Consider the following 26,174-nt stretch of genomic DNA (forward strand, 5'->3'; position numbering starts at 1 on the left):
TGCGTCATCTGCGGGCCGCTGCGCCGAGCGGCGGCCCGATCAGCCGCGTACGCGTGTCTCGATGATGCAGAAGGCGGAACGGGTCGCGATGATGCGCGGATCGGCAAGACCCGCTTCGCGAAAGAGCTTTGTGAATTCCGCCGGCGTGCGCTCCTTGGCGCCCGGAAAGAGCATCATCATGTGAATGTCGGAGAGGAAGTTCAGCGGATTGGCGCGATCCGGCGCCGTTTCGAGAATCCGCTCTACAACCAGCAGCCGCGCGTCGTTGTGCATGGCTGCGCGACAGTTCTTGAGGATCGTCAGGCAGTGCTCGTCGCTCCAATCGTGGAGTATCTGCGAGAGGGTGTAGACGTCGCCGCCGCTCGGCACGCTGTCGAAAAAGCTGCCTGCATGCGTCTTGCAGCGCTCCGCCACAGTCCCGAGCACGCCGTCTGCGAGCGCGACGACGGCCTCCTGGTCAAACAATATCCCTTCGGCGCGCGGATTTGCTGAAAGTATGGCGTTCAGCAGTGCGCCGCTGCCGCCGCCGATGTCGACCACCACGCCGGCAGTGGAAAAATCGTAGGCCTCGACCACCGCCGCATGACGGTCATCGGGGCTATGCTGCATGAAGCTGTTGAAGACATCGGATTCGGCCGGGTGCGCCTTCAGGTATTCGAAAAAGGGGATGCCGTAGATGGCTTCGAAGGGGGCGTTGCCGGTGCGGATTGCCTGTTCCAGATGGCCCCAGACGGACCAGGTGCTCCGCATTCCCCAGTAGCGGGCGGCATGATGGAGCGTGGGGCTGGCATTGGCGCGAAGCAGATGCGAGCGCTCGGTATGGCTGATATTGCCAGCTTCATCGAGGCTGAAAATCTTGAAGGCCGCAAGCGCCCGGCACAGGCGCAGCAGCGCCTGCGGATCAGCGCCGCACTCCGCCGCCAGCTCGTCCAACGGCCTTGGTCCTTCGCCCAGATGGTCCGGCAGGCCGAGCGAACAGATGACCTCGATCATTCTCGACATCTGGAGCGCCCGGATCAGGAAGGCCATGTCCGCCAATGCATCCATTCCCGCATCGACCTTCGACATCCGGCTTCCCCGTTGCTCGTGCTCGGATCATCCCGAAGCACCTCGGGAGGTTATCACAAGCGGCGTGTGGAAAGAATGCGCGCAACAGCGCAGTTGCCTGCGCGTTGCGTGGGGCCGGTTGCCGCGCTGCGGGGAGGGTTCAGAGGCCCGAGGCTTGCTGGGTCTTGCGGGCTGCGATGAGGGGGATCGCTTCCGAATAGCTGACGCAGGCGACGTCCTGCCTGTGACAGACGTCGCTCACCAGCCGGTCGAGGGCGCGCCAGTAGGCGCCGCCGTTCATCTCCACGAAGTGGAACCCGAGTTGCAGCGGAATGCGCTCGCCGTCATACTGCTTGTCGAAGGCGGCCTTGAAGGCGTCGTAGGCGCGCTCTTCGAAAGCTGCCGAATTGGTCTTGTTCTCGACGCCCATCGAATGGCGGACGAAGAGGTTGTAGTCCATGCCGATCACCGGCCGGTGCTGCGGCCCCTCAGGGATCAATGGCAGGCCGAAGCCGACGATACCGTCCCTGTCGACCGGAAGTGCCGGCCCCTTCGTGACGAGGCTGGCATCGTAGCCGAAACCCGCGGCCTTCTCTGCCGCGATCAGGCCGTCGCCTTCGCTCGTCGAAAGGTAGGGCGCGCGAAAGCCCTTGATGCCGTGGTCCACGAGCTCGCGCCAGCCATCAGGCGCTTGCAGGTCGACGCTCTTCCAGGCGTTGGTCAGCGTGACGTGGAAGGTCGCGAATTCATGCGACCAGTCGGCCTGCGACCACTCCCTGCCGTCGAAGTGGCCGCAGGCATGGCTGCCGATGTCATGGCCTTCGAGGTGGGCGTGCCAGATATTGCCAAGCCGCAGGCGGATTTCGTCATCGCTCTGCGCGAAGCCGACATTCGACCTTCCGCGTTTCTGGTGAGGGGCTTGGTAGGCCTTCTTCGCATCCTGATTCATCAGGAACGTGCAGGAGAGGAAATAGGTGAAGTGCGCTCCGTTGCGCGCGGCAATCTCGCGGCTCTTCGCCCACAGCGCGTTGTCATGGGCGCCGTCGAACGAAATCAGCAGCAGCTGCTTTGGTTTCTCGGCGGCGCTGACGCTCGCTGGCACGACGAAGGAAAGAACGATAGAAAAGAGCGAAATGACTCGAAACATGGGGACCGTGGCAATCTGCTTCGAAAGCTCCTTGTTGCAGGAATGCGGCGAAGCTGGGGTGGATCGCAATTTTTCAACGCATTCCGGCCGTTATTGGATAACAGCACGTAAACGGGGTTTCATTCATGGGATTACTGATTGTCAGCCTTATTCTCTTCCTGGGCATTCACCTGATCCGGGTCTTCGTGCCCGGCTTCCGCCAGTCGATGATCGCGACATTGGGTGAGAACGGCTGGAAGGGCATCTACTCGCTCGCCAGCATCGCAACGCTCGTTTTCCTGATCTATGCCTTCGGCCAGGCTCGCCTGCAGACCGGAATCCTCTATACGCCTCCGATCTGGATGGCGCATATCGCCTTGACGCTGATGCTGCTTGCGATGATCTGTCTTGCCGCCTCGCTGCTGCCGGCGGGGCATATCGCGGTGAGGGCCAAGCATCCGATGGTGCTTTCCGTGAAGATCTGGGCCCTTGCGCATCTGCTTGCGAACGGGGAGACCTCTGCTGTCCTGCTGTTTGCGGCGTTTCTGGCCTGGGGCGTGATCCTGCGCATTTCGCTGAAGCGGCGCGAGCGCGCGGGCGAGATCAAGCTGCGTCCGTTCGTCTCGGCGAAATACGATATTTATGCGATCATCATAGGTGTAGTTGCCTGGGCGCTCATCATCTGGAGGCTCCATGTGTGGTTGATCGGGGTTTCGCCGCTCGTCATGTGACGATTTCTGCGCTTCCCCCTTACAACGGCCGCAAAATGGAGTAGAAGGCGCCACACTATGTGTTGCGCGCGGGCGCGAACCTGTTTTTTCAGGGGCGGAGACGAGAATGGCATTCAACGACGACAGCTTTATCCGTGAGGTCAACGAGGAGCTACGCTCCGACCACGCCCGGAACGTGTGGCGGCGCTTCGGCGGCTACGTCGTCGGGGCTGCCGTTCTACTCGTCCTCGCCACTGCCGGTTACCGCGGCTACGAATACTGGCAGGACCATCGTTCTTCCGGAGCGGGCGACAAGTTCCTGGCCGCCCTGAAGCTCGCCGACGAGAAGAAGACCGACGAGGCCCTCGCTGCGCTTGCCCAGCTCGAGAAGGATGGCCATGGCGCCTATCCGGTGCTGGCTCGCATGCGCGCGGCCACGCTGCAGGCGGAAAAGGGCGATACCGCTGCCGCAGTCGCGGCCTTCACCGAGATCGGCAAGGATACGGCTATCCCTGCCGCCGTGCGGGAGGCAGCCCGCCTTCGTGCAGGCTGGCTGCTCGTCGACAACGGCACCTATGAGCAGGTTTCCGCCGAAGTCGAGGAAATGGCCGTTCCCCAGAACGCGCTTCGCCACTCCGCCCGGGAGGCCCTCGGCCTTGCGGCCTACAAGGCCGGCGACGCGGTAAAGGCTCGTCAGTGGTTCCAGCAGATCGTCGACGATCCGCAGGCGCCGCGCAATGTTGCCAACCGTGCACAGATGATGCTTGATATCATCACGGCATCCGGCAAGGCGCCCGTCGCGCAGGGCTGAACCTGAAGGAAAACTGGATGAGTTTCACGGTCGCCATCGTCGGTCGTCCGAATGTCGGCAAGTCGACGCTTTTCAACCGGCTGGTCGGCAAGAAGCTGGCGCTGGTAGACGACACGCCCGGCGTGACCCGAGACCGGCGGCCGGGAGACGCGCGTCTCATCGACCTCAAATTCCGCATCATCGACACCGCAGGCCTGGAAGAGGCCGCGGAAGAGACGTTGCAGGGGCGCATGCGCGCGCAGACCGAGGCGGCGATCGACGAGGCGGACCTGACGCTCTTTGTCGTCGATGCCAAGTCTGGCCTGACGCCTGTCGACCAGACGCTTGCCGAGATGCTGCGCCGGCATGGCAAGAAGGTGGTGCTCGTTGCCAACAAGGCCGAGGCACGGGGCTCCGACAGTGGCTTCTACGATGCCTTCACGCTCGGGCTCGGCGAACCTTGCCCGATCTCGGCCGAACATGGCGAGGGAATGCTCGACCTGCGCGACGCGATCGTCGAGGCGCTCGGCGAGGATCGTGCCTTTCCGCAACGGGATGACGTTGCGGAAACCGATGTCGACATTCCTCAATCCGGCGAGATCGACGAACTGGGAGAGGACGACGAGGAAGAACCGGCCTACGACGAGACGAAGCCGCTGCGCGTTGCGATCGTCGGCCGTCCGAATGCCGGCAAGTCGACACTCATCAACCGCTTCCTCGGCGAGGACCGGCTGCTGACCGGCCCCGAGGCGGGTATCACGCGCGACTCCATCTCCGTGGAGTGGGCCTGGCGTGGGCGCACGATCAAGATGTTTGACACTGCAGGCATGCGCCGCAGGGCAAAGGTGGTGGAGAAGCTGGAGAAGCTTTCCGTCGCCGACGGGCTGCGCGCCATTCGCTTTGCCGAGACGGTGGTGATCGTCTTCGATGCCACCATACCCTTCGAGAAGCAGGATCTGCATATCGTGGACCTCGTGCTGCGCGAGGGGCGTGCGGCGGTCCTTGCTTTCAACAAGTGGGACCTGATCGAGGACCGCCAGGCGGTTCTGGCAGATCTTCGCGAAAAGACCGACCGGCTGCTGCCGCAGGCGCGTGGTATCCGTGCGGTGCCGATCTCGGGCCAGACCGGCGACGGGCTGGACCGGCTGATGCAGGCGATCGTCGACACGGACCGGGTCTGGAACAAGCGTATCTCGACGGCAAAGCTCAATCGCTGGCTGGATTCCAAGCAGGTCCAGCATCCGCCTCCAGCCGTCTCGGGTCGCCGCATCCGCCTCAAGTACATGACCCAGGTCAAGACGCGCCCGCCGGCCTTCATGATTTCGAGCACGCGCGCCGGCGCATTGCCGGAGTCCTACGTGCGCTATCTCATCAACGGCCTGCGCGAGGACTTCGCCATGCCGTCGGTGCCGATCCGCATTCACTTCCGCTCGCCGGACAATCCTTACGAGACGAAGAAGAAGCGGTAATTTCCCGGCCCGGTTCCGGCGAATTGAAGCCGGATCGCATCATCACGTCGCCGACTTGTCGAAGGCGTTGCGCAGAGCGACGAGCTCCGACTTGAGGCGCTGAACGTTCTCGGCCGTCGTGCCGGACGCCTCGACGATGCAGGCAGGCACATTAACGGCCTTGTCTCTGAGAGCCTTGCCCTGTGGTGTCAGCCGGATCAGGACCTGGCGCTCGTCCTGCTTGCTCCGCTCGCGCCTGATGAGGTCGGCTGCCTCGAGGCGCTTAAGGAGTGGCGTCAGGGTGCTGGACTCCAGAAAGAGCCTTTCGCCGATGCCACCGACGGTCTGCCAGTCTTTTTCCCAAAGCGCGACCATCACCAGGTATTGAGGATAGGTGAGCCCGAGCTCATCGAGGATCGGCTTGTAGACCCGGTTCAATGCGTGGGTCACCGAATAGATCGCGAAGCAGAGGAAACTGTCGAGTCCAAGCGGGTCGTCACTCATGGTCATGGTTCCTGGCGCATGATCCGGTTCCGAAAAGAGAACCAATGTCAGTCCGCAGCATCGCATGCACCAACGGTGCGCGTCCGAACACGGCAATATACATCGTGCGATAAATAATCGTAGACGCTATTAACGCATAGCGGCCATGCGAAATAATATATCGCAAAATAAATTATCGTGCGCGATACAAATTACGTGTTCACGACGAAACCAACAGAAAAGGAAACCCGACGATGTCCCCGATCAAGAGCATGCTTTCCGCCGCAACGATCCTGGCAGTCTCCGCTGTCAGCGCAGCAGCTGAGCCGGTCCTGGAGCCGACGACGCAGAAGTTCATCGACTCGCTGGCCGGCGGTAAACCGATCTACACGCTGTCGCCCGCCGATGCCCGCGACGTCCTCGCCGGCGCACAGAAGATCGACGTGAACAAGCTACCCGCTTCAATCGAGAACAAGGTCATCAAGGTCGGACCGACCGGTAGCGTCAAGCTCCGCATCATTCGCCCGGACCATGCCGAGGGTACGCTTCCCGTCGTCATGTATTTTCACGGCGGTGGCTGGGTGCTCGGTGACGCCGACACGCATGACCGGCTTGTCCGCGAGATTGCAAATGGCGCAAACGCCGCCGTGATCTTTGTCGACTACGAGCGTTCGCCTGAGGCGCGCTATCCGATCGCTATCGAGCAGGCCTATGCCGCCACGAAATATGTGGCCGAGCATGCAAGCGAGTTCAACGTCGATGCCAGCCGCCTCGCGGTCGTCGGCGATAGCGTCGGCGGCAACATGACCGCGGCCGTAACCCTGCTTGCGAAGGAACGCGGTGGCCCGGCCATCGATCAGCAGGTGCTCTTCTATCCCGTCACCGACGCCAATTTCGAAACGGGATCCTATAACCAGTTTGCCGATGGCCCGTGGCTGACCAAGGCTGCGATGAAATGGTTCTGGGACGCATATCTGCCGGACGCATCCAGGCGGAACGAGCCGACAGCCTCTCCGTTGCAGGCCTCGCTGGAACAGTTGAACGGCCTGCCGCCGGCACTGATCATCGTCGACGAGAATGACGTGCTGCGTGACGAGGGCGAGGCCTATGCCCGCAAGCTCAGCCAGGCGGGCGTGAAGGTTACCTCCATGCGCTTTAACGGCACCATCCACGACTTTGTGCTACTGAATGCCATTGCCGAGACCCCGGCCGTTCGCGGCGCGGTCAAGGTCGCCAACGAAACTCTCCGGGAAACATTCGCCGAGTAAGAGCGGAAGGCAGGCGCGAAGTATCAGAGGTCCGGGCGGAGCCTTCCGCGCGGACCTTTCCATTTAAGGCGCACGTTCCGCCATGCCGCCCTAACCGGCTTGAGGCGCCCGTTCGCGACGCGAATATTGGTGATGAACTGAAGGCTCGCGGCTTCCCAGGAATAGGTCAGCGCCAATTCCCGTGCATCCTCACGAGAGCGGGAGAGGGCGGCGAGGCAGGCCTTGCGCAGGTCTTCGTCCAGAACGCCCACGCTGGCATTGGGTCCGACGATGTCGAGCGGCCCCGTGACGGGGTAGGCGGCGACCGGCACGCCGGAGGCAAGCGCTTCCAATATCGTGTTTCCGAAGGTATCGGTCAGGGATGGGAAGACAAAGACGTCGGCCTGCGCATAGGCATGGGCGAGCTCAGCGCCGAACTTGGGGCCGGTGAACAACACATCCGGATATCGCGCCTCGAGTTCCGCCCGCGCCGGGCCGTCACCGACCACCACCTTCGATCCGGGCAGGTCCAGATCGAGGAAAGCCGGCAGGTTCTTTTCCAGCGCGACGCGGCCGATGGTCATGAAGATCGGGCGCTGCAGGCCAAAGGGCTTCTCCTCAAGCGGTTCAGGCTTGAACTGCTCCGCGTCGATCCCCCGGCTCCAGGACATGAGGTTGCGGATGCCCTTGTTCCTCAGTTCGTTCGCGAGGCTCTGCGTGGCGACCATGCATCCGGAGCCACCATTGTGAAACCATCTGACGAAGGCATAGAGCCAGCTCTTCGGCACCGGCAGGCGCGCGGCGACATATTCGGGGAAGCGCGTATGGTAGCTGGTCGTGAACGGCATGCCGTTCCTGAGGCACCAGCGCCGCGCGGTCAGGCCAAGCGGGCCTTCCGTCGCGATATGGACATAAGAAGGGTTGCTCTTTTCGATCTCCGCGGCGACACGCCTGTATCCGGCAATCGAAAGCCGAATTTCCGGATAGGTCGGGCAGGGAATGCTGCTGAAACGCTCCGGCGTGACCATCGAGACTTCGACACCGATCTTCGCCAATTCGCGATTGGTGTTTTCGATCGAGCGCACGACACCGTTGACCTGGGGATGCCAGGCGTCGGTCACGATGACCAGGCGCTCGGGCAGCAGACCTGCAGCGGTCGCATTGGCCCAGCTCTGGCCTTGATAGGTATGCGTCGGACGTTGAAGCATGTTCCGATTTCCATCAGCGCCATCCACCGTCGATGCGGATGGCGCAACCCCCAGACGGAAATCGTGGGGACGATTCCCGCATGGCCGTATTTTGAAGGGCTTATATGATGGAAATATTACAGCTCCAGTCAGGCGATCCGGAGCTTCTCCGGATCCACAAGCGCGCCGTGCTCGCTGACCACGCGGGCAGCGATCCTGACCGCGAAACGCGCCGCGGCCTGGGCATCGCCATCCTGTAGGTAGCGCGCGAGAAAGGCACCGTTGAAGCTGTCGCCGGCGCTCGTCGTGTCGACGACCTTCTTCACCTTTGCGGCGGGTACGAAGCTCTGCTCGCCGTCGAAGTTGAGGGTAACGCCGTCCGCGCCATTCTTGACGACCACGTTCATGGCGCCGAGGCCACGATAGCGCAGGATCGTCCTGTCGATGGAATCGTCTCCGAAATGCGCGGCTTCGTCATCAAAGCTCGGCATGACGAGGGTCGAGGCGCGCGCGCCTTCGCTGATCGTGGTGTGCATCACATCGAGGCTAAGCCAAAGGCGGGGGCGAATATTTGGGTCGAAGGCGACGGTCTTGCCGGCCGCCTTGGCGCGGCGAAGTTCGGAAAGCAGCGTGTCGACATCCTCGCGGGGCAGGATCGCAAGCGTGATGCCCGAGAAATAGACGACGTCGGCCGCTTCGATCGCCTCGCGCAGGCGATCGCCATCGGCAGCAAGCTGGCGCGCGGAAGAGCTCTCGCGCCAATAGCTGAAGGAGCGTTCGCCGTCCTTCAGGTTTATCATGTAAAGACCCGGCGTCTTGCCGCGGATGCGGCGGATAGCGGCGGTGCCGATGCCGGCAGCTTCCATGAAGGCAAGCATTTCGGCAGACATCTGATCGTCGCCAAGCGCGGTGAAATAATCCACCTGCCAGTCGGCGGGCAGGCAGGCGCGCGCATACCAGGCGGTATTGAATGTATCCCCGGCAAAACCCTTGCGCAGCAGTCCATCGCCGGCCTGCGACAGCTCGACCATGCATTCGCCGATCGATAGGAAACGTCCAGCCACTACTCTCTCCTCCGTTGCCACCTCTTGCTGATAGCGGGCTCGGCGGATTGAGACAAGGCAGGGAGGTCGATGCTAACGCATCAGTGATGGGAAAAGCGAGACCCCACCGTTACGGCGGGGCCTTCCGAAGCGCGCGCTTAGCCGATTTCCGGGCAGCCGCGAACGTTGGCGAAGACGATCCGGTCAGGGCCGCCACGCGTCATGCCTTCAACGACGACGGCGCGTCGCGTCATGGACACGACATGGGCGCGGCGCAGGCCGGCATCGCGAGCAGCATCCTCTGCGTCTTCGGCGTCGCAGCCGCGTCGGACCTCGCGATAGCGGTTGTCGTCACGGTCGCGGTTTCCATCATAGACGCGAAGGCCATCCGGGCCGATCTGCAACTGCACATCCTGGGCATGAGCGATACCGGCCGGGACTATCATAGAGCCGATCGCCAATGTCGCCGCCAGGCCGGTCGTCGAAAGAAGCTTCAACATGCTTACCTCCATGGTGCGGCGGAAGAGTACGATGTCCGTTTCTGATCCCGCCGCTTGTTAGTCTTTGACGGTGGAGGAACTGCGCCGGTAAGGGAAAGGTTCCGAGAGGGGCGGGGTGCCGGGCGCGTCATCATGTGGTGAAGACTCTGAAAAGAACAACGGCGGCAATGACTTGCTGCCGTTGCTGGATGCCCCAAAGAGCAGGATTTCTATGGCCGATCCATGTGGTAGCAGGCGGCCGACTGGCCGGGACGTACCTGCTCGGTCGGCGGCATCGCCGTCTTGCAGACGTCTGTCGCCTTCCAGCAGCGGGGCGAGAAGACGCAGCCCGGCGGTGGATTGAGCGGCGAGGGCGGATCGCCCTGCAGACGGATGCGAGTGCGCAGGCGGGCAAGCTTCGGGTCCGGGATCGGAGCCGCGGAGAAGAGCGCCTGCGTATAGGGGTGCGCAGGACGATCGAAGACCGTGGCGCAGTCGCCGGCCTCGACGACCTTGCCGAGATAGAGCACCAGAACGTCGTCCGAAATCAGACGCACGACGGAGAGGTCGTGGCTGATGAAGATCAGCGTCAGTCCAAACTCCTTGCGCAACTGCCGCAGAAGCGTGATGACCTGACCCTGGATGGACACGTCGAGGGCGGAGACCGGCTCGTCGCAGATGATCAGCTTCGGCTTCGTCACCACCGCACGGGCGATGCCGATGCGCTGTGCCTGGCCGCCCGAGAATTCGTGCGGGTAGCGGTTGATCATCTCCGGCACCAGGCCGACGGCGGCCATGATCTCGCGCACGCGGTCCTGCCGCTGGGCGCGGGAGAGCTTCGGCTCGAAGACCGTGAGCGGTTCGGCAATGATATCGCCGACAGTCATGCGGGGATCGAGCGAGGCGATCGGATCCTGGAAGATGATCTGCATGTCGCGGCGGGTGGCTCGCATTTCCTCGTCCGTGAGATCGAGAAGATTGCGCCCCTGCCAGAGGATGCGGCCCTTCTGCGACTTCAGCAGGCGCAGGATCGAGCGGCCGAGTGTGGACTTTCCACAACCGGACTCGCCGACGATCCCGAGCGTGCGCCCTTCGTTGAGTTCGAAGGAGACGTCGTTGACCGCCGTAAGCAGCGACGGACCCTTGAAGAATGATTTCGACGGGATCTCGAACTGGGTCGTCAGTCGCTCGACCCTGAGAAGCGATCGTTCAGCCATGGCTCAGCAACTCCTCGCGGCGCGGGAACGGATGGAAGCAGGCGGCACAGTGGCGCGACGCCAGAACCTCAAGCTGCGGGGGTTTCTCGAGACAGTCGTCCTGCACCATCGAACAGCGCGGCGAGAAGCTGCAGCCCCTGGGTAGGTGCTGCAGGTTCGGCGGCCGGCCAGGGATGACGGCAAGGTCGTCGACATCCTGGTCGGGACGCGGGATCGAAGCATGGAGCGCCGCCGTATAGGGATGTGCCGGGTTTTCGAAGAGCTCGTCCACCGGCGCTTCTTCGACGATGCGGCCGGCGTACATGACGGCGACACGATCGGCGAGGCCGGCCACGACGCCGAGGTCGTGGGTGATCATCACGAGCGCTGTGTTCATCTCCGCAGTCAGATCGTTGAAGAGATCGAGTATCTGTGCCTGGATCGTGACGTCGAGGGCGGTTGTCGGCTCGTCCGCAATCAGGAGCTTCGGCTTCGTGAGGAGAGCCATGGCAATGACGATACGCTGGCGCATGCCGCCCGAAAGCTCGTGCGGGTAGAGGCTGAAGCGCCGGGTGGGGTCGGGAATGCCGACCCGCTTCAGCATGTCGAGCGCTTCCGCAGAGGCGGCGCGGGCCGTAAAGCCGCGATGAACCTCAAGCTGTTCAGTGAGTTGCCGCGAAATCCTCAGAGATGGATTCAGGGCCGTCATGGGGTCCTGGAACACCATGGCCATGTCCTTGCCGCGAACCTGGTCGAGTTCCCGCGGCTTGAGCGCAAGCACGTCCTTGCCTCCCAGCAGCGCCTTGCCGGTGGTCTTTCCGTTCTTGGCGAGCAGGCCCATGAGGCCGAGGAACGTCTGGCTCTTGCCCGATCCGGATTCACCGACGATCGCGACGCGTTCGCCGCGCTTGATCGACAGGTTCATGTTCGAAACCGCCTTCACCTGGCCATCCGGCGTGTCGAAGGTGATCGAGTAGTCCTTCAGTTCGAGAAGGGCATCGTCTGTTGTTTGCTGGGACATGTCAGCGATCCTTCGGGTCGAACGCGTCGCGCAGGCCGTCGCCGATGAAGAGCAGGCCGAGCAGCAGTGCGACGAGGAAGATTGCCGGGAAGACCAGCAGCCACGGCATGCTTTCCATCGCGTTGGTTCCTTCCGCGATCAGCGTGCCGAGCGAGGTCAGCGGTTCCTGAACGCCGAAACCGAGATAGGAAAGGAAGCTCTCCGTGGCGATGATCTCGGGAACGGTCAGCGCCGCGAAGATCACGACCGGGCCGACGAGGTTCGGAATGACGTGCTTGATGATGATCTTGAACGGCTTTTGGCCGGACGCGCGGGCTGCCTCGATGAATTCGCGCTGCTTGATGGACAGCGTCTGGCCGCGCACGATGCGGGCCATGGTCAGCCATTCGAGCGCGCCGATCGCGGCGAAGAGCAGGTAGACGTTGCGCCCGAAGATCACCATCAGCAGGATGACGAAAAGGATGTAGGGCAGGGCATACATGATGTCGACGAAACGCATCATGACCGCGTCCACCTTGCCGCCCATATAGCCGGAGATCGCGCCGTAGAGCACGCCGATGACGACGGAGACAAGGGTTGCGGTCACTGCCACGGCGAGCGAGACGCGGGTGCCGTAGAGCACTCGAGCCAGCAGGTCACGGCCGTTTGGATCTGTGCCGAAATAGTGGCCGCTCTCGATGGACGGCGGCACGCGGAAGGCGGCCCAGTCCGGATCCTCATAGCCGAAGGGAATGAACCAGGGGCCGATGAAGGCGACGAGGATGAGGAGCGCCAACACGACTATGGAGATGACGGCAGCCTTGTTGCGCGAAAGACGGCGGAGCGCGTCCTTGGTCAGCGAGCGTCCTTCCGGCGCAAGGCCTTCGGCCTCCAGCAGCTCTGCGGCGAGCAGTTCTCTCTTTGCAGGGTTGAGGATCATCTGTTTCTCACTTTCGGATCGAGCCACGCATAGGCGATGTCGACGAGAAGGTTCAGGAAGACGATCAGCACCATGTAGAAGATGACCGTGCCGAGAACCATGCCGTAGTCGCGGTTCAGCGCTGCGTTGATGAAATAGCGGCCGATGCCGGGCAATCCGAAGATGCTCTCGACGACGAGCGAGCCGGTGAGAAGGTAACTTGCTGCCGGACCAAGATAGGAGACGACCGGCATCATGGCGGGTTTCAACGCATGGCGCATGACCGTCAGCCGCGCGCCGATGCCCTTGGCCTTGGCCGTGCGTATGAAGTTCTGATTCATGACCTCGATCATCGAACCGCGGGTGATGCGCGAGATGCGCCCGGCATGCGGCAGCGCCAGAACAATGACCGGCAGGATGAGATACTTGATGGAGCCGTTACCCCAACCGCCGACGGGCAGCCACCCGAGATGGATGCCGAAGATGAGTTGCAGGATGGGGGCGATGAGAAAGTTCGGGAGCACGACTCCCACGAGCACGATGGTGCCAAGCCAATAATCCGGCGCCTTGTTCTGGTAAAGCGCCCCAAGACAGCCTGCTGCCACGCCGACGATGATCGCAAGCACGAAGGCCGCAGAGCCGATCGTGAAGGTATAGGGCAGCCCGATCATGATCTGCTGCGTGACCGTGAAGTCCTCACTGGCGAATGAGGGACCAAGGTCGCCTTTCAGCAGGTCGCCGACATAGATGACGTACTGCTCGACGAGCGGCTTGTCGAGGTTGTAGTGGGCTGCGAGGTTCTTCATGATGGCCGGCGGCAATGGCCTTTCGCCATCGAAGGGGCCGCCGGGGGCAAGGCGCAAAACAAAAAAGCACACTGTTACGGCAATCCACAAGACGGGGATTGTCGACAGCAATCGACGGAGTGCGTAATTGATCATGATCTTGAGCCAGCTCTTCCCGGCAGGGCCGGGAAGAGCCGTTGGGCCTTATTCCTTGAAGGACAGCCAGCGTGTGCGGTGCTTGTCCGTAACGTTGTCTTCGAAGCCCTGAACCTTCGGAGAGACGATGTTTTCGGAGACGTAGTAGTAGATCGGGATAGCTGCGCTTTCGTCGAGGGCGATCTGCTCTGCCTTCTTCAGGAGTTCGGCGCGAGCCTTCAGGTCCCTCGTGTTGTTGCCTTCCTTGATGAGCTTGTCGTATTCCGCATTGCTCCAACGACCGTAGTTGTTCGGAACGCCGGTAACGAGCAGGCTCAGGAAGTTGTCCGGATCGTCATAGTCTGCAAGCCATCCAGCACGGCCGATCTCGACCTGGCCACGCTGCATTTCGTCATAGTGGACCTTGGTCTCGGTGTTGTACAGTTCGACTTCAACTCCGAGTGGCTTCCACATGGAGGCAATCGCGACCGCGATGCGCTTGTGGTTGTCGTTGGTGTTGTAGCGCAGCTGTGCCTTCAGCGGATGGTCAGGGCCGAAGCCGGCTTCAGTAAGCAGCTTCTTGGCTTCTGCGACCTTCTCATTGTACGGCAGGTCCTTCCAGGTGGCATAAGCCGGCTCGCCGTAGTTCGCCGTGCCCGGCGGAACCCAGGAGTAGGACGGAAGCTCGCCGGTACCGAGAATGCTCGGACCGATGACTTCGCGGTTGACTGCCATGGAGAGCGCCTGGCGGACGCGCTTGTCGTTGAAGGGCGGCTTGGTGGAGTTGACGACATAATAGTAGGTGCCAAGGAACGGCACGACGTGCGCCTGACCCGGCAGGTTTGTCTTGATCCACTCGTACTGATCCTTCGGGAAGTCCGTCAGGACGTCGAACTCGCCGGCGCGGTAGCGCTTCAGCGCGGCTTCCTGGTCTTCGAGCGTGAAGAACTTCGCACCGTCGATCTTCAGATCCTTGGCGCCGTACCACTGATCGTTCTTGGCGGTCGTGACGTGCGAGCCGGGGACCCATTCGACTGGCTTGTACGGACCGTTGGTGACGATGTTGCCGATCTTGACCCAGTCAGCACCCTTGGCGTCGATGACGTGCTTCGGCAGCGGATAGGCCGTGTAGTGCGTCAGCGCGTTGATGAAGTAGGGGGTCGGATTCTCGAGCGTGATTTCGAGCGTCTTGTCGTCGATCGCCTTGACGCCCAGCTGGTTGAGATCGGTGATCTCGCCCTTGTTGATCTTCTCGGCGTTCTTGATCGTGAACTGGAGGTAGGCGTAATCGGCGGCGTTCTTCGGATCGAGGAGACGCTGGAAGGCGAAGACGAAATCGCCGGCCGTTACAGGGTGGCCGTCTGACCACTTGATGCCGTCGCGCAGCTTGAAGGTGTAGACGAGGCCGTCGTCCGAGATGGTCCAGCTTTCTGCCTGGCCGGGGATCGGATCGGCCTTGGCGTCTTCGGTTACGAGGCCTTCGAAGATGTCGCCGGCGATGCGGTCTTCCCAGTCGCCGGAGATTTTCTGCGGGTCAAGCGACGTTGTATCGCCGCCATTGTGAATATTGATTGTGGCCGCGTGCGCCGAAAAGGCCAGCAACGTGCCAAGCATCGCTGACGCTAGAAATTTTTTCGTGAAATGGTTCATGGTGGGTCCACCTTTCTAGGCTTTTTGCCTTGTTTTTTGGACATTTGTTCCCGGTTTGGCCTGGCTATATGCAGGCCAGCGCGCACATTATCGCAAAGATTTAGCCTTGCAACCCCTAAAGCTGGCTATGGATCACAGGCTGTACTGGCTTTATAAGCGCCGCCCCCGCGTCTCTTTGCGTCATGGCCCGCGGCGACAATCGCCGAAGGTTTCGCGTATCGCGGATTGTCTTTTCCGTTTCGGCATTTAGTGTTCACGCAACACTTATTTGCGCGAGGTCGGGCCAGATGGCTGTGGAAAACGAAAAGTCGGGTGCAGTCGATGGCTGGTGGCGTGGCGCGGTGATCTATCAGGTCTATCCGCGCTCCTTCCAGGATACGAACGGCGACGGGCTCGGCGACCTCAAGGGGATCACCCGCCATCTGGGCTACATCGCCTCGCTCGGCGTCGATGCCATATGGCTCGCGCCCTTCTTCACGTCGCCGATGGCCGACATGGGCTATGACGTATCCGACTATTGCGATGTCGACCCGATCTTCGGCACGCTCGCCGACTTCGACGAGATGATGTCCGAGGCGCACCGCCTGGGCCTCAAGGTCATCATCGACCAGGTGATCTCGCACACGGCCGACCGGCATCCGTGGTTCGTCGAGAGCCGCTCGAGCCGGGTCAACCCGAAGGCGGACTGGTATGTATGGGCCAATCCCAAGCCTGACGGCACGGCGCCGAACAACTGGCTGTCGATCTTCGGCGGCCCGGGCTGGGAATGGGACGGCGTGCGCCGGCAATACTACCAGCACAACTTCCTGACCTCGCAGCCTGACCTGAACTTCCACAATCCTGAGGTCCAGGACGCGGTGCTGGATGCGGTCAAGTTCTGGCTGGAAAGGGGCGTGGACGGTTTTCGCCTCGACACGGTGAACTATTATTTCTGCGACAAGCTCCTGCGGGACAATCCGCCGGCGATCCCCGACGAGGACATTGCCGGCCTCGATGCGCCGGAGACCAACCCCTACGGGATGCAGCACCACCTCTATGACAAGACGCAGCCGGAAAACATCAGCTTCCTCAAAAGGTTCCGGGCTCTTCTTGATCGATACGGGGGACGGGCAACCGTGGGCGAGGTCGGTGATGGCGCGCGATCGCTGAAGACTGTGGCCGCCTATACGAGCGGCGGTGACAAGCTCAACATGTGCTATACCTTCGACTTTCTCGGACCTGAGTTTTCTGCAAAGCACATTCGCCGTTGCGTCAGCGCCTTCCAGGAGGCCGTCACAGACGGCTGGGTCTGCTGGGCCTTCTCCAATCATGACGTGATGCGGCATGTGAGCAGGTTCGCGTTGACGGAAGAGGAGCGCCCGCGGATTGCAAAGCTTGCCATCTCGGTGCTCGCGAGCCTTCGCGGCTCGATCTGCCTCTACCAGGGGGAGGAACTCGGTCTGCCGGAGGCGGAACTGGCCTTCGAGGACCTCCGCGATCCCTACGGCATCCGCTTCTGGCCGGCCTTCAAAGGCCGCGACGGTTGCCGTACCCCCATGCCCTGGGAGGCGGCCAAGGTTCATGCCGGCTTCACCTCGGCGGAAAAGAGCTGGCTGCCGGTTCCCTACGAGCAGGCGGCGCTTTCGGTCGACGTTCAGGAGGCGGACGACAACTCCGTCCTGCACCATTACCGGCGCACGCTTTCCTTCCGCAGGCAGCATTCCTCGCTTCTCGATGGCGACCTGACCTTCGTGGAGACGGGTAAGGACGTGCTTGCCTTCACCCGGCACAAGGGCGGCGAGACGCTCCTGTTTGTCTTCAATCTGACGCGTGTGCCGGTAAAGGTGGCACTGCCAAAGGGGATCGCCGTCAAGGAGATCCTGTCGATACCGGGTTTCGTGCCGGCGCAGGCAACCTCCGGCATTTCGCTCGATGCACTGGACGCGTTCTGCGCGCGGCTATGATATCCGGGCCGTGGCGTCAGGTATTTGCGGGTCGCGTCAGCCAGGCGTCGATGCCTCGCGCGGCGGCGCGGCCCATCGCGAAGCAGGCGGTGAGAAGGTAGCCGCCGGTCGGCGCCTCCCAATCGAGCATTTCGCCCGCGACGAACAGACCCGGCAGTGCGCTCAGCATGAGGGCCTCATCCACGGCCTCCCAACGGATGCCGCCCGCCGAAGAGATGGCTTCGGCAATGGGGCGCGGACGAAGCAAAGGCACGGGTAGGGACTTGATCGTGGCCGCGAGGCGCTCCGGATTTGTCCGGTCGGCTTGCCCGCCAAGTTCGCGCACCAGCGCCGCCTTGACCCCGTCGAGGCCGGCGCCCTTGCGCAGGCGGCCGGAAAAGCTTGCCTTCGCATCCTGCCGCGCAAGATCGCGGGCAAGGCGTGTCTCGGTGCGGCCGGGCGCGAGATCGAGCGTGAGTGCTGCCTTTCCCTCCGCATCCAGCCGGTCACGCAGGCTTGCCGCATGGGCGTAGACGAGGCTGCCCTCTATGCCGTTTCGCGTGACGACGAATTCACCTTGGGAGGAGCCGTCATCGGAGGTCGCGACGACCGACTTCACCGGCTCGCCCGCGAAGCGCTCCACGAAGAAGTCGCTCCATTCGACGTCGAAGCCACAATTGGCGGGTTTGAAATCCTCGACCGCAACACCTCTCTCCCGGAGCAGAGGGATCCATCCCCCGTCCGATCCGAGCCGGGGCCAGCTCGCACCGCCGAGCGCCAGCAAGGCGGCGTCGGGGCGGATGATCCTTTGCCCGGTTGGGGTCTCGATCGCATAGCCGTCGCCGGCGAAGCCCGACCAGTGATGACGGGTGAGGATGCGCACGCCCCGTGCCTCCAGCCGCTTCAGCCATGCGCGCAGGAGCGGCGACGCCTTCATTGCCTTTGGGAAGACACGACCCGAAGAGCCGGTGAATGTCTCGGCGCCGAGGTCATCGGCCCAATTGCGCACGTCGGTTGGCGTGAAAGCGTCGAGTGCCGCACGCAGCCGCGGCGAGGCGGCGCCGAAGCGCGTTGCAAAGACTGCATAGTCCTCGGCATGGGTGATGTTGAGCCCGGACTTGCCGGCCAGCAGGAACTTGCGGGCGACAGTGGGCATCGCCTCATAGACGGTGACCGAATGTCCGGTGAGCGAAAGAACCTCCGCTGCCATGAGGCCCGCGGGACCGCCGCCGATGATTGCAACCTCTTTCATTGCGCGGGACCCGTCAGCTGATCAGCGTGAAGGCATCCACGTCGACCATGCCCTTGTCGGAGATCTTCAGATGCGGGATGACGGGCAGGGGCAGGAATGCGACCTGCAGGAACGGCTCTTCCAGTGTCGTGCCGAGCGCATAGGCGGCCTTGCGCAGATGATGAAGCGTATCGCGCACCACTTCATAAGGTTCAAGGCTGATCAGGCCGGCAATCGGAAGCGGAATTTCGCCTGTGATCCTCCCGTCCTCGACGACGACGAAGCCGCCGCCGATCTCACCGAGCCGGTTGGCGGCAAGCGCCATGTCATCCTCGCTGACGCCGACGACGCAGATGTTGTGGCTGTCATGGCCGACGGTGGAGGCGATGGCACCCTTCTTGAGCCCGAAGCCCCGGACGAAACCGTTGGCGTGATTGCCGTTCTTGCCGTGGCGCTCGATGACGGCAACCTTGATGATGTCGTTTCCGAGATCGACGGTCGTCTGATTGCCCCTGGCCGGCAGGCGATAGCGCAGGTGCTGCGTGATGATCTTGCCGGGTACCACGCCGATGACCGGTGTTTCGCCTTCGGTGACCGGGACGCCGAAATCGGCCGCACTGACCGCGCGTGCCTTGACACTGTTGAGGCCCACCGGGGCAACTTGCTTTCTCTTTGCGAACAATGCGTCGGTGACAAGCTGGCCCGCGGCAAAGACCTTCTCCGCCCGGCAACCTTCGAGACTGTCCAGTACCACAAGATCGGCGCGCCAGCCGGGCGCCACGAGGCCGCGATCGCGAAGTCCGAAGGCGCGCGCCGCAGAGATGGAGGCCGCGCGGTAGATCGCGAGAGGCTCCACGCCATGGGCGATCGCGGTACGGATCATATGATCGAGGTGGCCCTGTTCGGCGATATCGAGCGGGTTGCGGTCGTCGGTGCAGAGGGCGATGAAGGGCGAGAGCCGCTGCGTGATGATCGGCATCAGCGCGTGGAGATCCTTCGAGACGGAACCCTCGCGCACGAGGATGTGCATGCCCTTGCGGATCTTTTCGAGCGCTTCGGCGGCGGTCGTGGATTCGTGCTCGGTTCGGATGCCGGCCGAGAGATAGCCGTTCAGGTCGTAGCCGGAGAGCAGCGGCGCGTGTCCGTCGATATGCCCGCCCTGGAAGGCCTCCAGCTTCGCCATGCAGACCGGGTCCTTGTGGACGACGCCCGGGAAATTCATGAACTCGGCAAGCCCGATCACCTTCGGATGGTCGCGAAAGGGCAGGAGCTTTTCGATCGGCAGGTCTGCGCCGGACGTTTCCAGATGGGTCGCCGGCACGCAGGATGACAGCTGGATGCGGATATCCATGATCGTTTCTGCCGCGCAGTCGAGAAAGTAGCGGATCCCTTCGTCGCCGAGCACGTTGGCAATTTCGTGCGGATCGCAGATCACCGTCGTCACGCCGTAGGGTAGAACGCAGCGGTCGAATTCCAGCGGCGTCACAAGCGAGGATTCGATATGGAGGTGGGTATCGATGAAGCCCGGCACGACGACCTTGCCGGATATGTCGATCTCCACCTTTCCCTGGTAGGTTTCGCCGGTGCCGACAATGCGATCCGCGCAGATGGCGATGTCCGATTCGACCAGCTCCCCGGTGACTAGATCGAAGAAGCGGCCGCCCTTCAGCACGATGTCGGCTGGCTCGCGGCCGGTGCCCTGGTCGATCATCCGTTCGAGTTTGGTTGTCATTCTTTTCCCTCGCGAATCCTGGGGAAGTCTACCGCCGTATCGCTGGCAGGGGAATGCGCGAGCTTTTGGGGTGGTCGCGCCGGCGTTTCAAGTCTGGAGGGACGGAGGCATCTGCCTCCGTCCCTCCAGTTCTCGATCGGATCAAGCCACGGCCCCGAACTGTGCTTCGTAAAGGCGCGCATAGGCACCGCGCGAAGCCAGAAGCGCCGAATGCGTGCCCTCTTCGACGATGCCATCAGGCCCCATCACCACGATGCGGTCGGCGTTGCGGATCGTTGCCAGGCGATGGGCGACGACAAGCGTCGTGCGGCCGCGCGCGAGTTCGGCGAGCGATTGCTGGATCGCAACCTCCGTTGCGGAATCGAGCGCCGATGTCGCTTCATCGAGGATCAGGATCGGCGGGTTCTTCAGGAAGATGCGCGCAATGGCGAGGCGCTGCTTCTGGCCGCCCGAGAGCTTGACGCCCCTCTCACCGATCGGCGTGTCGAGGCCCTGCGGCAGCGACAGTATGAAATCGTCGAGGGCGGAGCGACGCAGCGCCTCGATGATTTCCTCGTCGGTGGCACCGAGCCGCCCGTAGGCGATGTTCTCGCGGATCGTCGAACCGAACAGGAAGACGTCCTGCTGGACGATGCCGATCTGGCTGCGCAGCGAGGACTGCGTCATGTCGCGAATGTCGATGCCGTCGATGGTGATAGCCCCCGAGGTGACGTCATAGAAACGCGGCAGCAGCGAGCACACCGTTGTCTTGCCCGTGCCGGACGGACCGACAAAGGCGACGGTCTCGCCGGCGGCGATCGAGAGATCCAGGTGTTCGAAGATGCTGCCTTGCTCGGAATAGGCAAAGCTGACGTCACGATAGACGATGTCGCCCCTGAGGTGCCGGACCGCAAGTGCGCCCGGTCGATCGGCGAGATCGGGCTGGGTGTCGATCAGATCGAGGAAGCGGCGGAAGCCGGCAAAGCCCTTCGGATACATCTCCAGAACAGAGGTGATCTTGTCGATCGGGTGGAAGAAGACGTTGACGAGGAGCAGGAAGCTGACGAAGCCGCCATAGGTCAGTTCGCCCGTCATCACGAACCAGGTACCCGCAATCATGATGAGGAGCTGCACCAGCCGCGTGCTGAGATAGCTGAGCGTCATGCTCGCCGTCATATAGGCATAGGCGTTGAGCTTGGTTGCCTTGTAGCTCTCGTTGTTGCGGGCGAAAAGCTGGCTTTCATAGTCCTCGTTGGCGAAGGCCTTCACGACGCGAATGCCACCGACGCTTTCTTGAATGCGCGTGTTGAAGTCGCCCACCTTGGCAAAGAGGCTGCGCCAGTTAAGCGTCATCCTGGCGCCGTAGCGGCTGACGAGCCACGTCAGGAAAGGCACGATGATTGTTGTCAGCAGGGCGAGCTTCCAGTGCACCGTGAACATCAGGATGAAGGCCCCGATGAAGGTCATGATGGCGATGAAGACGTCCTCGGGGCCGTGATGGGCGACCTCGCCCACTTCCTCGAGGTCCTTGGTGACGTGGGCGATCAGATGGCCCGTCTTGGTGTTGTCGAAATAGCGGAACGACAGCTTCTGGATATGGTCGAAGGCCTGGCGCCGCATGTCGGATTCAATCGAGATTCCAAGCGCATGGCCCCAGTAGTTGACGATCGCCATCAGGCCTGTGTTGAGGGCATAGACAGCGAGCAGCAAGGCGACAGTCAGCGCGATCAGAGACAGGTTGCGGCTCGGCAGGAGGTCGTCGACGAAGAGCTTGACAGCAAGCGGAAAGCCAAGCTCAAGCAGGCCGGCGAGAACGGCGCAGCCGAAATCGAGGGCGAACAACGTCTTGTAGCGCGCGTAATAGGAGAAAAAGCGGCGTAACATGAATGCCCTCCAAGGGCGGAAAAGGTCGATCATTCGATGAAGACGGACTGATCAGGCAGCCCGCATTCGGCACCGCCGGTCAGCGTTGTGATGTGCCGAAATTTCTCATCGTTCGAACCCTCTTCATGTTTCGCGACGCCGTTATAGTGCGGCGAGCCGGCGATGTCACCATGCCGATTGCAGAAATCTGAAATCCCTGGGTGGTTTTCGGGCTCGAAGAGCGCAACCGCTGCAAAACGGATGCCTCGAGCAGAGCCGGGTGCCTTTTGGGCACCCGGTGGTAAGTAGCACTGTGGTTCGCCTTGCTTACTCGGCGGCGACGATCTTGCCGGCGTCCCACTTGTAGAGCGAGAAGCTCTGCGAGGTCAGGTCGCCGGTTTCGCCGTAGGTGAGCTTGCCTATCGCGGTCGGGATCGCTTCGCCGCCCTTCAGCGCGGCGGCGACCGCTTCGGCATCCTCGGCGCTGCCGGCCTTTTCGATGCCAGCCTTCAGCACTTCGACGGCGGCATAGGCGTTGAGGGTGAAGGCCTCGGCCGGGATGTTCTTGGCGGCGAGCGCATCAGCGGCGGCCTTGGAATCCGGGCTCTTCGTCGCGTCAGACGCATTGGTGAAGAGCGTGCCGCCGGCTGCATCGGTGCCGATCGTCCAGAACTCGGAGTTGGAGAGGCCGTCGCCGCCGATGATCTGGGCGTTGACGGAAAGGTCATGCAGCTGGCGCGCGAGCAGGCCGCCTTCCGGGTGATAGCCGCCGAAATAGAGGAGGTCGACCTTCTCTGCCTTCATGCGGGTGGTGAGGGCACTGAAATCCTTGTCGCCGGGTGTGATCGCATCATCGATGACTTCGTTGACGCCGCCGGCATTCAGGGTCGCCTTGAAGGCATCGGCCAGGCCCTTGCCGTAGGCGCCCTTGTCGTTGACGATCGCGACGCGCTTGTCCTTGAGGTTCGCAAGAACATACTTGGCGGCGACTTCGGCCTGCTGGTCGTCGCGTCCGCAGGTACGCAGCACGTTGGTGAGGCCGCGCTTGGTGAGGTCCGGCGCAGTTGCCGTCGGGGTAACCATCAGCACGCCGTTTTCGGCCAATACGTCGGAAACCGGGATGGCGACGCCCGATGTAACCGGGCCGACGACGAAGTGGATGCCTTCGCCGACAATCTGGTTTGCGGCGGAGACACCCTGCTTCGGTTCGCCTGCATCGTCAGCAAGCTTGAGCACGACCTTCTCGCCGAGGATGCCGCCGTTCTTGTTGATCTCGTCGACGGCGGTTTGCGCGCCGTTCTTTACCTGGTCGCCATAGGCGGCGACGGGGCCAGTCAGCGGCGAAATCAGGCCGATGACGATATCGGCATGTGCCAGTGGCGCGAACGCAATCGAGGCGACGAGGGTCGCCGTCAAAGTCTTAAGAGTCATTTTCTTTCTCCTTGGGTTGGGCCATGCGGCCCAAGTTGGGTGACGCGCCGGCCATTCTGGATCGCTCAAGACCCCATCGGGCCATGCCAAGGACGATCGCCGGCGGCACAATCAACGCACCTTGCGGCCATGTTTGGCTCGAAAGGCGTGTGGCAAGATTTCTAGGAATTTTGCCGGGATTCCGCAAGAAGATAACAAACGGACCGCGATTTTTGTCGAGATCGGTCGATCGGACCCTGGATTGTCGAGTTTTGCGGCGTTTCTTGCCGTCTCGGCACTATCGCGAAAATGGGAGGCCACGGCGCCAGCCGCAATCGGCTGGCGGTCTTGCTCTGCGGGTTGCAAGGAGGGTCGCCGTCACGCAATTATTAGAATTGCGAAATATTGTCGATGCGGGCTGGAGGAACAGCGGTGGCATCTCTCTTCGAAGACGAACTGCATAACGAATTTGGAAGCTGGCCACTTGCCTATATTCCGTATGGCGGCGCTGACTTCGGCGAAATTCTTGCCGTGGCCCGGGCGGTCGGCGATGGCGACGACGGCGCCTTCCACAATGCGTGGGTCTCCGCCGGCGACAGGCTGGCCGCGGAGGCTGCCGAGTGTGAGCGGACCGGACGGCTGGTGAGTGCGCGCGAACTCTATCTGCGTGCCAGCACCTTCTATTCGGCGTCCTATCATCCGCTCTACGGCTTTCCGGTCGATCCGCGCCTGCTCGCGGCCTTCCGCAAGCAGACCGACGTGCTGGACAAGGGCTTCGCCCTTTTCGACCCGCCGGTGCGAGCGCTGAAGATTCCGTTCGAGGGCACGCCCATGCCCGCCTACTTCATCCCGGCCAGCGGGGCTGCGGATCGTGTCCGTCCCCTGCTGATCCTGACGAACGGATATGATGCAACGATCACGGACATGTATTTCGCTTCCGCCGCGGCGGCGTCGCGTCGCGGCTACCATTGCCTGATGTTCGACGGTCCGGGCCAGGGGGCGATGCTCTACGAGCGGGGGATACATCTCAGACCTGACTGGGAGACGGTGGTGAAGGCCGTCGTCGATTTCGCGCTCGGGCTTCCTGGGGTTGATGCGTCGCGGATCGCACTCAGCGGCGGGAGCCTTGGCGGCTATCTTGCGCCGCGGGCAGCGTCGGGTGAACCGCGGCTTGCCGCCTGCATTGCCGATCCCGGCAGGATGGGCATCGCCACTTCCTTCGGAGGGTTTCTCGCCAGGCTGGGCATCACCGCCGCAGTCGGGAGCCGCCCGAGCGATCTGGACCAGCAGGTTCTGGACCGGATGATGGAGGTGGTCTCCTCGAACCGCAAGCTGTACTGGACGTTCGTTCAGCGCGGCTACTGGGTTCATGGTGTCGACAACTTGCGCGACTACCTGCGATCCGCCGAACAGTTCACGATGGAGGATCGGATCGAGACCATGACCTGCCTGACGCTGGTCACGCAGGCGGAGAGCGATCCGCTGTCAGAGGAGGCTTTGACCTTCTTCGACAGGCTTCGCTGCCCGAAGACCCTGCTTCGCTTCGCGACCGCCGAGGGAGCGGGAGATCACTGCGAAATGGGAAATCGGTCGCTGCTGAACCGGCGCGCACTGGATTGGCTCGATGCGACTCTGGGAGTTGGCTGAGCACCGGTGACCGCTGCTCAAAGCCAGTTTATTCGTTTGAGAATGACGAGCGTCACCGCCGAAGTGATGGACACGAGGGCGACGATGACTACGAAGGCCCAGGTATCGTTTACACCGGGGATGCCACCGACATTCATTCCGAATAGCCCCGCGACAAGGCTTGGCGGAAGGAGCAACGCGGCGAGCGCCGAAAGGCGATTGGAGTTGCGGGCAATCCGCTCGCTGATGACCGTCGAGAGGTCGTCATGCAGGATTGCCGTGCGGTCGCGAATGGAGTCGAGATATTCGATGAACCGCATCAGCTTGTCGATCACCTCCCGAAAACGCAGCTTGTCGCGCTCGGAGAGCCAGGACGCATCGTCATGCTCGATCCGGTTGAGCGCATCGCGCTGAGGTGCGAGATAGCGGCGAAGTTGGACCGACCGCCTGCGCAAGAGCTTCAGGCGCTGGCGAACCTCGCCGGCGTCCCCTTGAAAGATCATTTCGTCCAGTTCATCCACTTCCTCGTCCATCTCGTCGAGGACCGGCTCGAGATCGCGGACGAGCTTGTCACTGACGAGAGCGAGCAGTTCTCCCGTCTGCTTCGGCCCGTTTCCCTTCTCGAGCGCGAGGCGAATATCCCGCAGGGCCGTTATGTAGTGGCCGCTGTCACGAAACGTGACGAGACGCCGTTCATCGACCCAGGCGTGTAGCGGTACGAGATCGATGTCCTCGGAAGGGTTTTCCTCTTCCTCCGGAGGTGCCGCGCAAACACCCCTGAGGATGATCAGCAAGGCATCGCCGACAGGCTCGACGCGCGGCCGGGAATCTTCCGCCAGCAGCGCTTCTGCAACCAGGGGATCGAAGCCGCCCTTTTTCGTCACCCATTCGGCGGTCGCGGGATGGTCGCGCTCGAAGTGAAACCAGACGATACCATCTTCCGGCTTCCAGTCGCACATGCGGTCCATGTTGAGTTTCGAGCAACCGCCGCGTCCATCGAGCAACAGGGCAAACCGCAGGCCCGGTTCGTCGCCGTAGGTCAGTGTCTGCTTTACTTGCTCCAGCATCTCGGGCACTCCCGAGGCGCACCCCCTGCCACCTGCCGAGCGCCTCAATACCGCAATGATATCAGCAAACTGCGCTTTGCCGAAGGAATTTCACCTGAG

The 26,174-nt window shown here is 62.3% G+C and carries 23 protein-coding genes; 7 read left to right on the forward strand and 16 right to left on the reverse strand.

The window, feature by feature from the left end; genetic code table 11:
* Positions 1-39: 39 nt before the first annotated feature.
* Positions 40-1,068: a methyltransferase gene (locus EV286_RS05100; protein ID WP_132955935.1), complete on the reverse strand. Its 1,029-nt coding sequence runs from the start codon at positions 1,066-1,068 to the stop codon at positions 40-42.
* 139 nt (positions 1,069-1,207) lie between these two features.
* Positions 1,208-2,194, reverse strand: coding sequence for a polysaccharide deacetylase (locus tag EV286_RS05105; protein WP_132955936.1), 987 nt, complete (start codon positions 2,192-2,194; stop codon positions 1,208-1,210).
* Between the two features lie 125 nt (positions 2,195-2,319).
* Here EV286_RS05105 and EV286_RS05110 point away from each other — a divergent pair, with 125 nt between their 5' ends.
* The 3 genes from EV286_RS05110 to der all read left to right on the forward strand — a co-directional run bounded on the left by EV286_RS05110 (position 2,320) and on the right by der (position 5,142).
* On the forward strand, positions 2,320-2,904 hold the full coding sequence (locus EV286_RS05110) for an NnrU family protein (RefSeq protein WP_132955937.1): 585 nt from the start codon (positions 2,320-2,322) through the stop codon (positions 2,902-2,904).
* Positions 2,905-3,010: 106 nt separating this feature from the next.
* Positions 3,011-3,694 carry a tetratricopeptide repeat protein gene (locus EV286_RS05115; RefSeq protein WP_132955938.1) on the forward strand — a complete coding sequence of 228 codons (684 nt, stop codon included), beginning with the start codon at positions 3,011-3,013 and terminating at the stop codon, positions 3,692-3,694.
* 17 nt (positions 3,695-3,711) lie between these two features.
* Positions 3,712-5,142: a ribosome biogenesis GTPase Der gene (gene der / locus EV286_RS05120; protein ID WP_132955939.1), complete on the forward strand. Its 1,431-nt coding sequence runs from the start codon at positions 3,712-3,714 to the stop codon at positions 5,140-5,142.
* Between the two features lie 42 nt (positions 5,143-5,184).
* On the opposite strand, the gene EV286_RS05125 is transcribed toward der, so the two are convergent.
* Positions 5,185-5,625, reverse strand: a complete 441-nt coding sequence (locus EV286_RS05125; RefSeq protein ID WP_132955940.1) for a MarR family transcriptional regulator — start codon at positions 5,623-5,625, stop codon at positions 5,185-5,187.
* A gap of 233 nt (positions 5,626-5,858) precedes the next feature.
* Here EV286_RS05125 and EV286_RS05130 point away from each other — a divergent pair, with 233 nt between their 5' ends.
* Positions 5,859-6,872, forward strand: a complete 1,014-nt coding sequence (locus tag EV286_RS05130) for an alpha/beta hydrolase (protein ID WP_132955941.1) — start codon at positions 5,859-5,861, stop codon at positions 6,870-6,872.
* A 23-nt stretch (positions 6,873-6,895) separates the two neighbouring features.
* On the opposite strand, the gene EV286_RS05135 is transcribed toward EV286_RS05130, so the two are convergent.
* The 8 genes from EV286_RS05135 to EV286_RS05170 all read right to left on the reverse strand — a co-directional run bounded on the left by EV286_RS05135 (position 6,896) and on the right by EV286_RS05170 (position 15,245).
* Positions 6,896-8,059 (reverse strand): glycosyltransferase family 1 protein, encoded by a 1,164-nt coding sequence (locus EV286_RS05135; RefSeq protein ID WP_132955942.1) that lies wholly within the window; start codon positions 8,057-8,059, stop codon positions 6,896-6,898.
* A 128-nt stretch (positions 8,060-8,187) separates the two neighbouring features.
* Positions 8,188-9,102, reverse strand: a complete 915-nt coding sequence (locus EV286_RS05140) for a sugar kinase (RefSeq protein WP_132955943.1) — start codon at positions 9,100-9,102, stop codon at positions 8,188-8,190.
* Positions 9,103-9,239: 137 nt separating this feature from the next.
* Positions 9,240-9,581: a hypothetical protein gene (locus EV286_RS05145; RefSeq protein WP_132955944.1), complete on the reverse strand. Its 342-nt coding sequence runs from the start codon at positions 9,579-9,581 to the stop codon at positions 9,240-9,242.
* A gap of 209 nt (positions 9,582-9,790) precedes the next feature.
* Positions 9,791-10,777 carry an oligopeptide/dipeptide ABC transporter ATP-binding protein gene (locus tag EV286_RS05150; RefSeq protein ID WP_132955945.1) on the reverse strand — a complete coding sequence of 329 codons (987 nt, stop codon included), beginning with the start codon at positions 10,775-10,777 and terminating at the stop codon, positions 9,791-9,793.
* Positions 10,770-11,777, reverse strand: a complete 1,008-nt coding sequence (locus EV286_RS05155) for an ABC transporter ATP-binding protein (protein ID WP_132955946.1) — start codon at positions 11,775-11,777, stop codon at positions 10,770-10,772. Before EV286_RS05155 ends, EV286_RS05150 begins: the two co-directional genes overlap by 8 nt.
* Position 11,778: 1 nt before the next feature.
* A complete protein-coding gene (locus EV286_RS05160; protein ID WP_132955947.1) occupies positions 11,779-12,696 on the reverse strand; it encodes an ABC transporter permease subunit in 918 nt (305 codons plus the stop codon).
* Positions 12,693-13,616, reverse strand: coding sequence for an ABC transporter permease subunit (locus tag EV286_RS05165; RefSeq protein WP_132955948.1), 924 nt, complete (start codon positions 13,614-13,616; stop codon positions 12,693-12,695). The genes EV286_RS05160 and EV286_RS05165 overlap by 4 nt, the downstream gene beginning before the upstream one ends.
* A gap of 48 nt (positions 13,617-13,664) precedes the next feature.
* Positions 13,665-15,245, reverse strand: a complete 1,581-nt coding sequence (locus tag EV286_RS05170; protein ID WP_132955949.1) for a peptide ABC transporter substrate-binding protein — start codon at positions 15,243-15,245, stop codon at positions 13,665-13,667.
* Positions 15,246-15,532: 287 nt separating this feature from the next.
* Here EV286_RS05170 and EV286_RS05175 point away from each other — a divergent pair, with 287 nt between their 5' ends.
* The gene (locus tag EV286_RS05175; RefSeq protein WP_132955950.1) at positions 15,533-17,188 is read left to right on the forward strand and encodes an alpha-glucosidase family protein; all 1,656 of its coding nucleotides are present in this window, start codon (positions 15,533-15,535) and stop codon (positions 17,186-17,188) included.
* Between the two features lie 16 nt (positions 17,189-17,204).
* On the opposite strand, the gene EV286_RS05180 is transcribed toward EV286_RS05175, so the two are convergent.
* The 3 genes from EV286_RS05180 to EV286_RS05190 form a co-directional block, all read right to left on the reverse strand.
* Positions 17,205-18,419 carry a TIGR03862 family flavoprotein gene (locus EV286_RS05180; protein ID WP_132955951.1) on the reverse strand — a complete coding sequence of 405 codons (1,215 nt, stop codon included), beginning with the start codon at positions 18,417-18,419 and terminating at the stop codon, positions 17,205-17,207.
* 13 nt (positions 18,420-18,432) lie between these two features.
* Positions 18,433-20,130: an adenine deaminase gene (gene ade, locus EV286_RS05185; RefSeq protein WP_132955952.1), complete on the reverse strand. Its 1,698-nt coding sequence runs from the start codon at positions 20,128-20,130 to the stop codon at positions 18,433-18,435.
* A gap of 141 nt (positions 20,131-20,271) precedes the next feature.
* A complete protein-coding gene (locus EV286_RS05190; protein WP_132955953.1) occupies positions 20,272-21,993 on the reverse strand; it encodes an ABC transporter ATP-binding protein in 1,722 nt (573 codons plus the stop codon).
* 2 nt (positions 21,994-21,995) lie between these two features.
* Here EV286_RS05190 and EV286_RS05195 point away from each other — a divergent pair, with 2 nt between their 5' ends.
* Entirely contained in the window at positions 21,996-22,184 is a 189-nt protein-coding gene (locus EV286_RS05195) for a hypothetical protein (protein ID WP_132955954.1), read from the forward strand.
* 115 nt (positions 22,185-22,299) lie between these two features.
* On the opposite strand, the gene EV286_RS05200 is transcribed toward EV286_RS05195, so the two are convergent.
* Positions 22,300-23,403 carry a branched-chain amino acid ABC transporter substrate-binding protein gene (locus tag EV286_RS05200; RefSeq protein ID WP_132955955.1) on the reverse strand — a complete coding sequence of 368 codons (1,104 nt, stop codon included), beginning with the start codon at positions 23,401-23,403 and terminating at the stop codon, positions 22,300-22,302.
* Between the two features lie 411 nt (positions 23,404-23,814).
* Between EV286_RS05200 and EV286_RS05205 the strand changes: the two genes are divergently transcribed.
* The gene (locus EV286_RS05205) at positions 23,815-25,029 is read left to right on the forward strand and encodes an alpha/beta fold hydrolase (RefSeq protein ID WP_132955956.1); all 1,215 of its coding nucleotides are present in this window, start codon (positions 23,815-23,817) and stop codon (positions 25,027-25,029) included.
* 17 nt (positions 25,030-25,046) lie between these two features.
* On the opposite strand, the gene EV286_RS05210 is transcribed toward EV286_RS05205, so the two are convergent.
* Positions 25,047-26,075, reverse strand: a complete 1,029-nt coding sequence (locus EV286_RS05210) for a CorA family divalent cation transporter (protein ID WP_132955957.1) — start codon at positions 26,073-26,075, stop codon at positions 25,047-25,049.
* Between the last annotated feature and the right edge of the window lie 99 nt (positions 26,076-26,174).

The organism is Rhizobium sp. BK251, assembly GCF_004345245.1.
Taxonomy (GTDB): Bacteria; Pseudomonadota; Alphaproteobacteria; order Rhizobiales; family Rhizobiaceae; genus Rhizobium.

Excerpts from the sequence above, each read along its gene's own strand:
- ade (WP_132955952.1), bottom strand. The coding sequence starts at position 20,130 with ATGACAACCAAACTCGAACGGATGATCGACCAGGGCACCGGCCGCGAG.
- EV286_RS05125 (WP_132955940.1), bottom strand. The coding sequence starts at position 5,625 with ATGAGTGACGACCCGCTTGGACTCGACAGTTTCCTCTGCTTCGCGATC.
- EV286_RS05200 (WP_132955955.1), bottom strand. The coding sequence starts at position 23,403 with ATGACTCTTAAGACTTTGACGGCGACCCTCGTCGCCTCGATTGCGTTC.
- EV286_RS05150 (WP_132955945.1), bottom strand. The coding sequence starts at position 10,777 with ATGGCTGAACGATCGCTTCTCAGGGTCGAGCGACTGACGACCCAGTTC.
- EV286_RS05160 (WP_132955947.1), bottom strand. The coding sequence starts at position 12,696 with ATGATCCTCAACCCTGCAAAGAGAGAACTGCTCGCCGCAGAGCTGCTG.
- EV286_RS05180 (WP_132955951.1), bottom strand. The coding sequence starts at position 18,419 with ATGAAAGAGGTTGCAATCATCGGCGGCGGTCCCGCGGGCCTCATGGCA.
- EV286_RS05115 (WP_132955938.1), top strand. The coding sequence starts at position 3,011 with ATGGCATTCAACGACGACAGCTTTATCCGTGAGGTCAACGAGGAGCTA.
- EV286_RS05190 (WP_132955953.1), bottom strand. The coding sequence starts at position 21,993 with ATGTTACGCCGCTTTTTCTCCTATTACGCGCGCTACAAGACGTTGTTC.
- EV286_RS05165 (WP_132955948.1), bottom strand. The coding sequence starts at position 13,616 with ATGATCAATTACGCACTCCGTCGATTGCTGTCGACAATCCCCGTCTTG.
- EV286_RS05130 (WP_132955941.1), top strand. The coding sequence starts at position 5,859 with ATGTCCCCGATCAAGAGCATGCTTTCCGCCGCAACGATCCTGGCAGTC.
- EV286_RS05110 (WP_132955937.1), top strand. The coding sequence starts at position 2,320 with ATGGGATTACTGATTGTCAGCCTTATTCTCTTCCTGGGCATTCACCTG.
- EV286_RS05135 (WP_132955942.1), bottom strand. The coding sequence starts at position 8,059 with ATGCTTCAACGTCCGACGCATACCTATCAAGGCCAGAGCTGGGCCAAT.
- EV286_RS05145 (WP_132955944.1), bottom strand. The coding sequence starts at position 9,581 with ATGTTGAAGCTTCTTTCGACGACCGGCCTGGCGGCGACATTGGCGATC.
- EV286_RS05105 (WP_132955936.1), bottom strand. The coding sequence starts at position 2,194 with ATGTTTCGAGTCATTTCGCTCTTTTCTATCGTTCTTTCCTTCGTCGTG.
- EV286_RS05210 (WP_132955957.1), bottom strand. The coding sequence starts at position 26,075 with ATGCTGGAGCAAGTAAAGCAGACACTGACCTACGGCGACGAACCGGGC.
- EV286_RS05170 (WP_132955949.1), bottom strand. The coding sequence starts at position 15,245 with ATGAACCATTTCACGAAAAAATTTCTAGCGTCAGCGATGCTTGGCACG.
- EV286_RS05175 (WP_132955950.1), top strand. The coding sequence starts at position 15,533 with ATGGCTGTGGAAAACGAAAAGTCGGGTGCAGTCGATGGCTGGTGGCGT.
- EV286_RS05155 (WP_132955946.1), bottom strand. The coding sequence starts at position 11,777 with ATGTCCCAGCAAACAACAGACGATGCCCTTCTCGAACTGAAGGACTAC.
- EV286_RS05195 (WP_132955954.1), top strand. The coding sequence starts at position 21,996 with ATGCCCTCCAAGGGCGGAAAAGGTCGATCATTCGATGAAGACGGACTG.
- der (WP_132955939.1), top strand. The coding sequence starts at position 3,712 with ATGAGTTTCACGGTCGCCATCGTCGGTCGTCCGAATGTCGGCAAGTCG.
- EV286_RS05100 (WP_132955935.1), bottom strand. The coding sequence starts at position 1,068 with ATGTCGAAGGTCGATGCGGGAATGGATGCATTGGCGGACATGGCCTTC.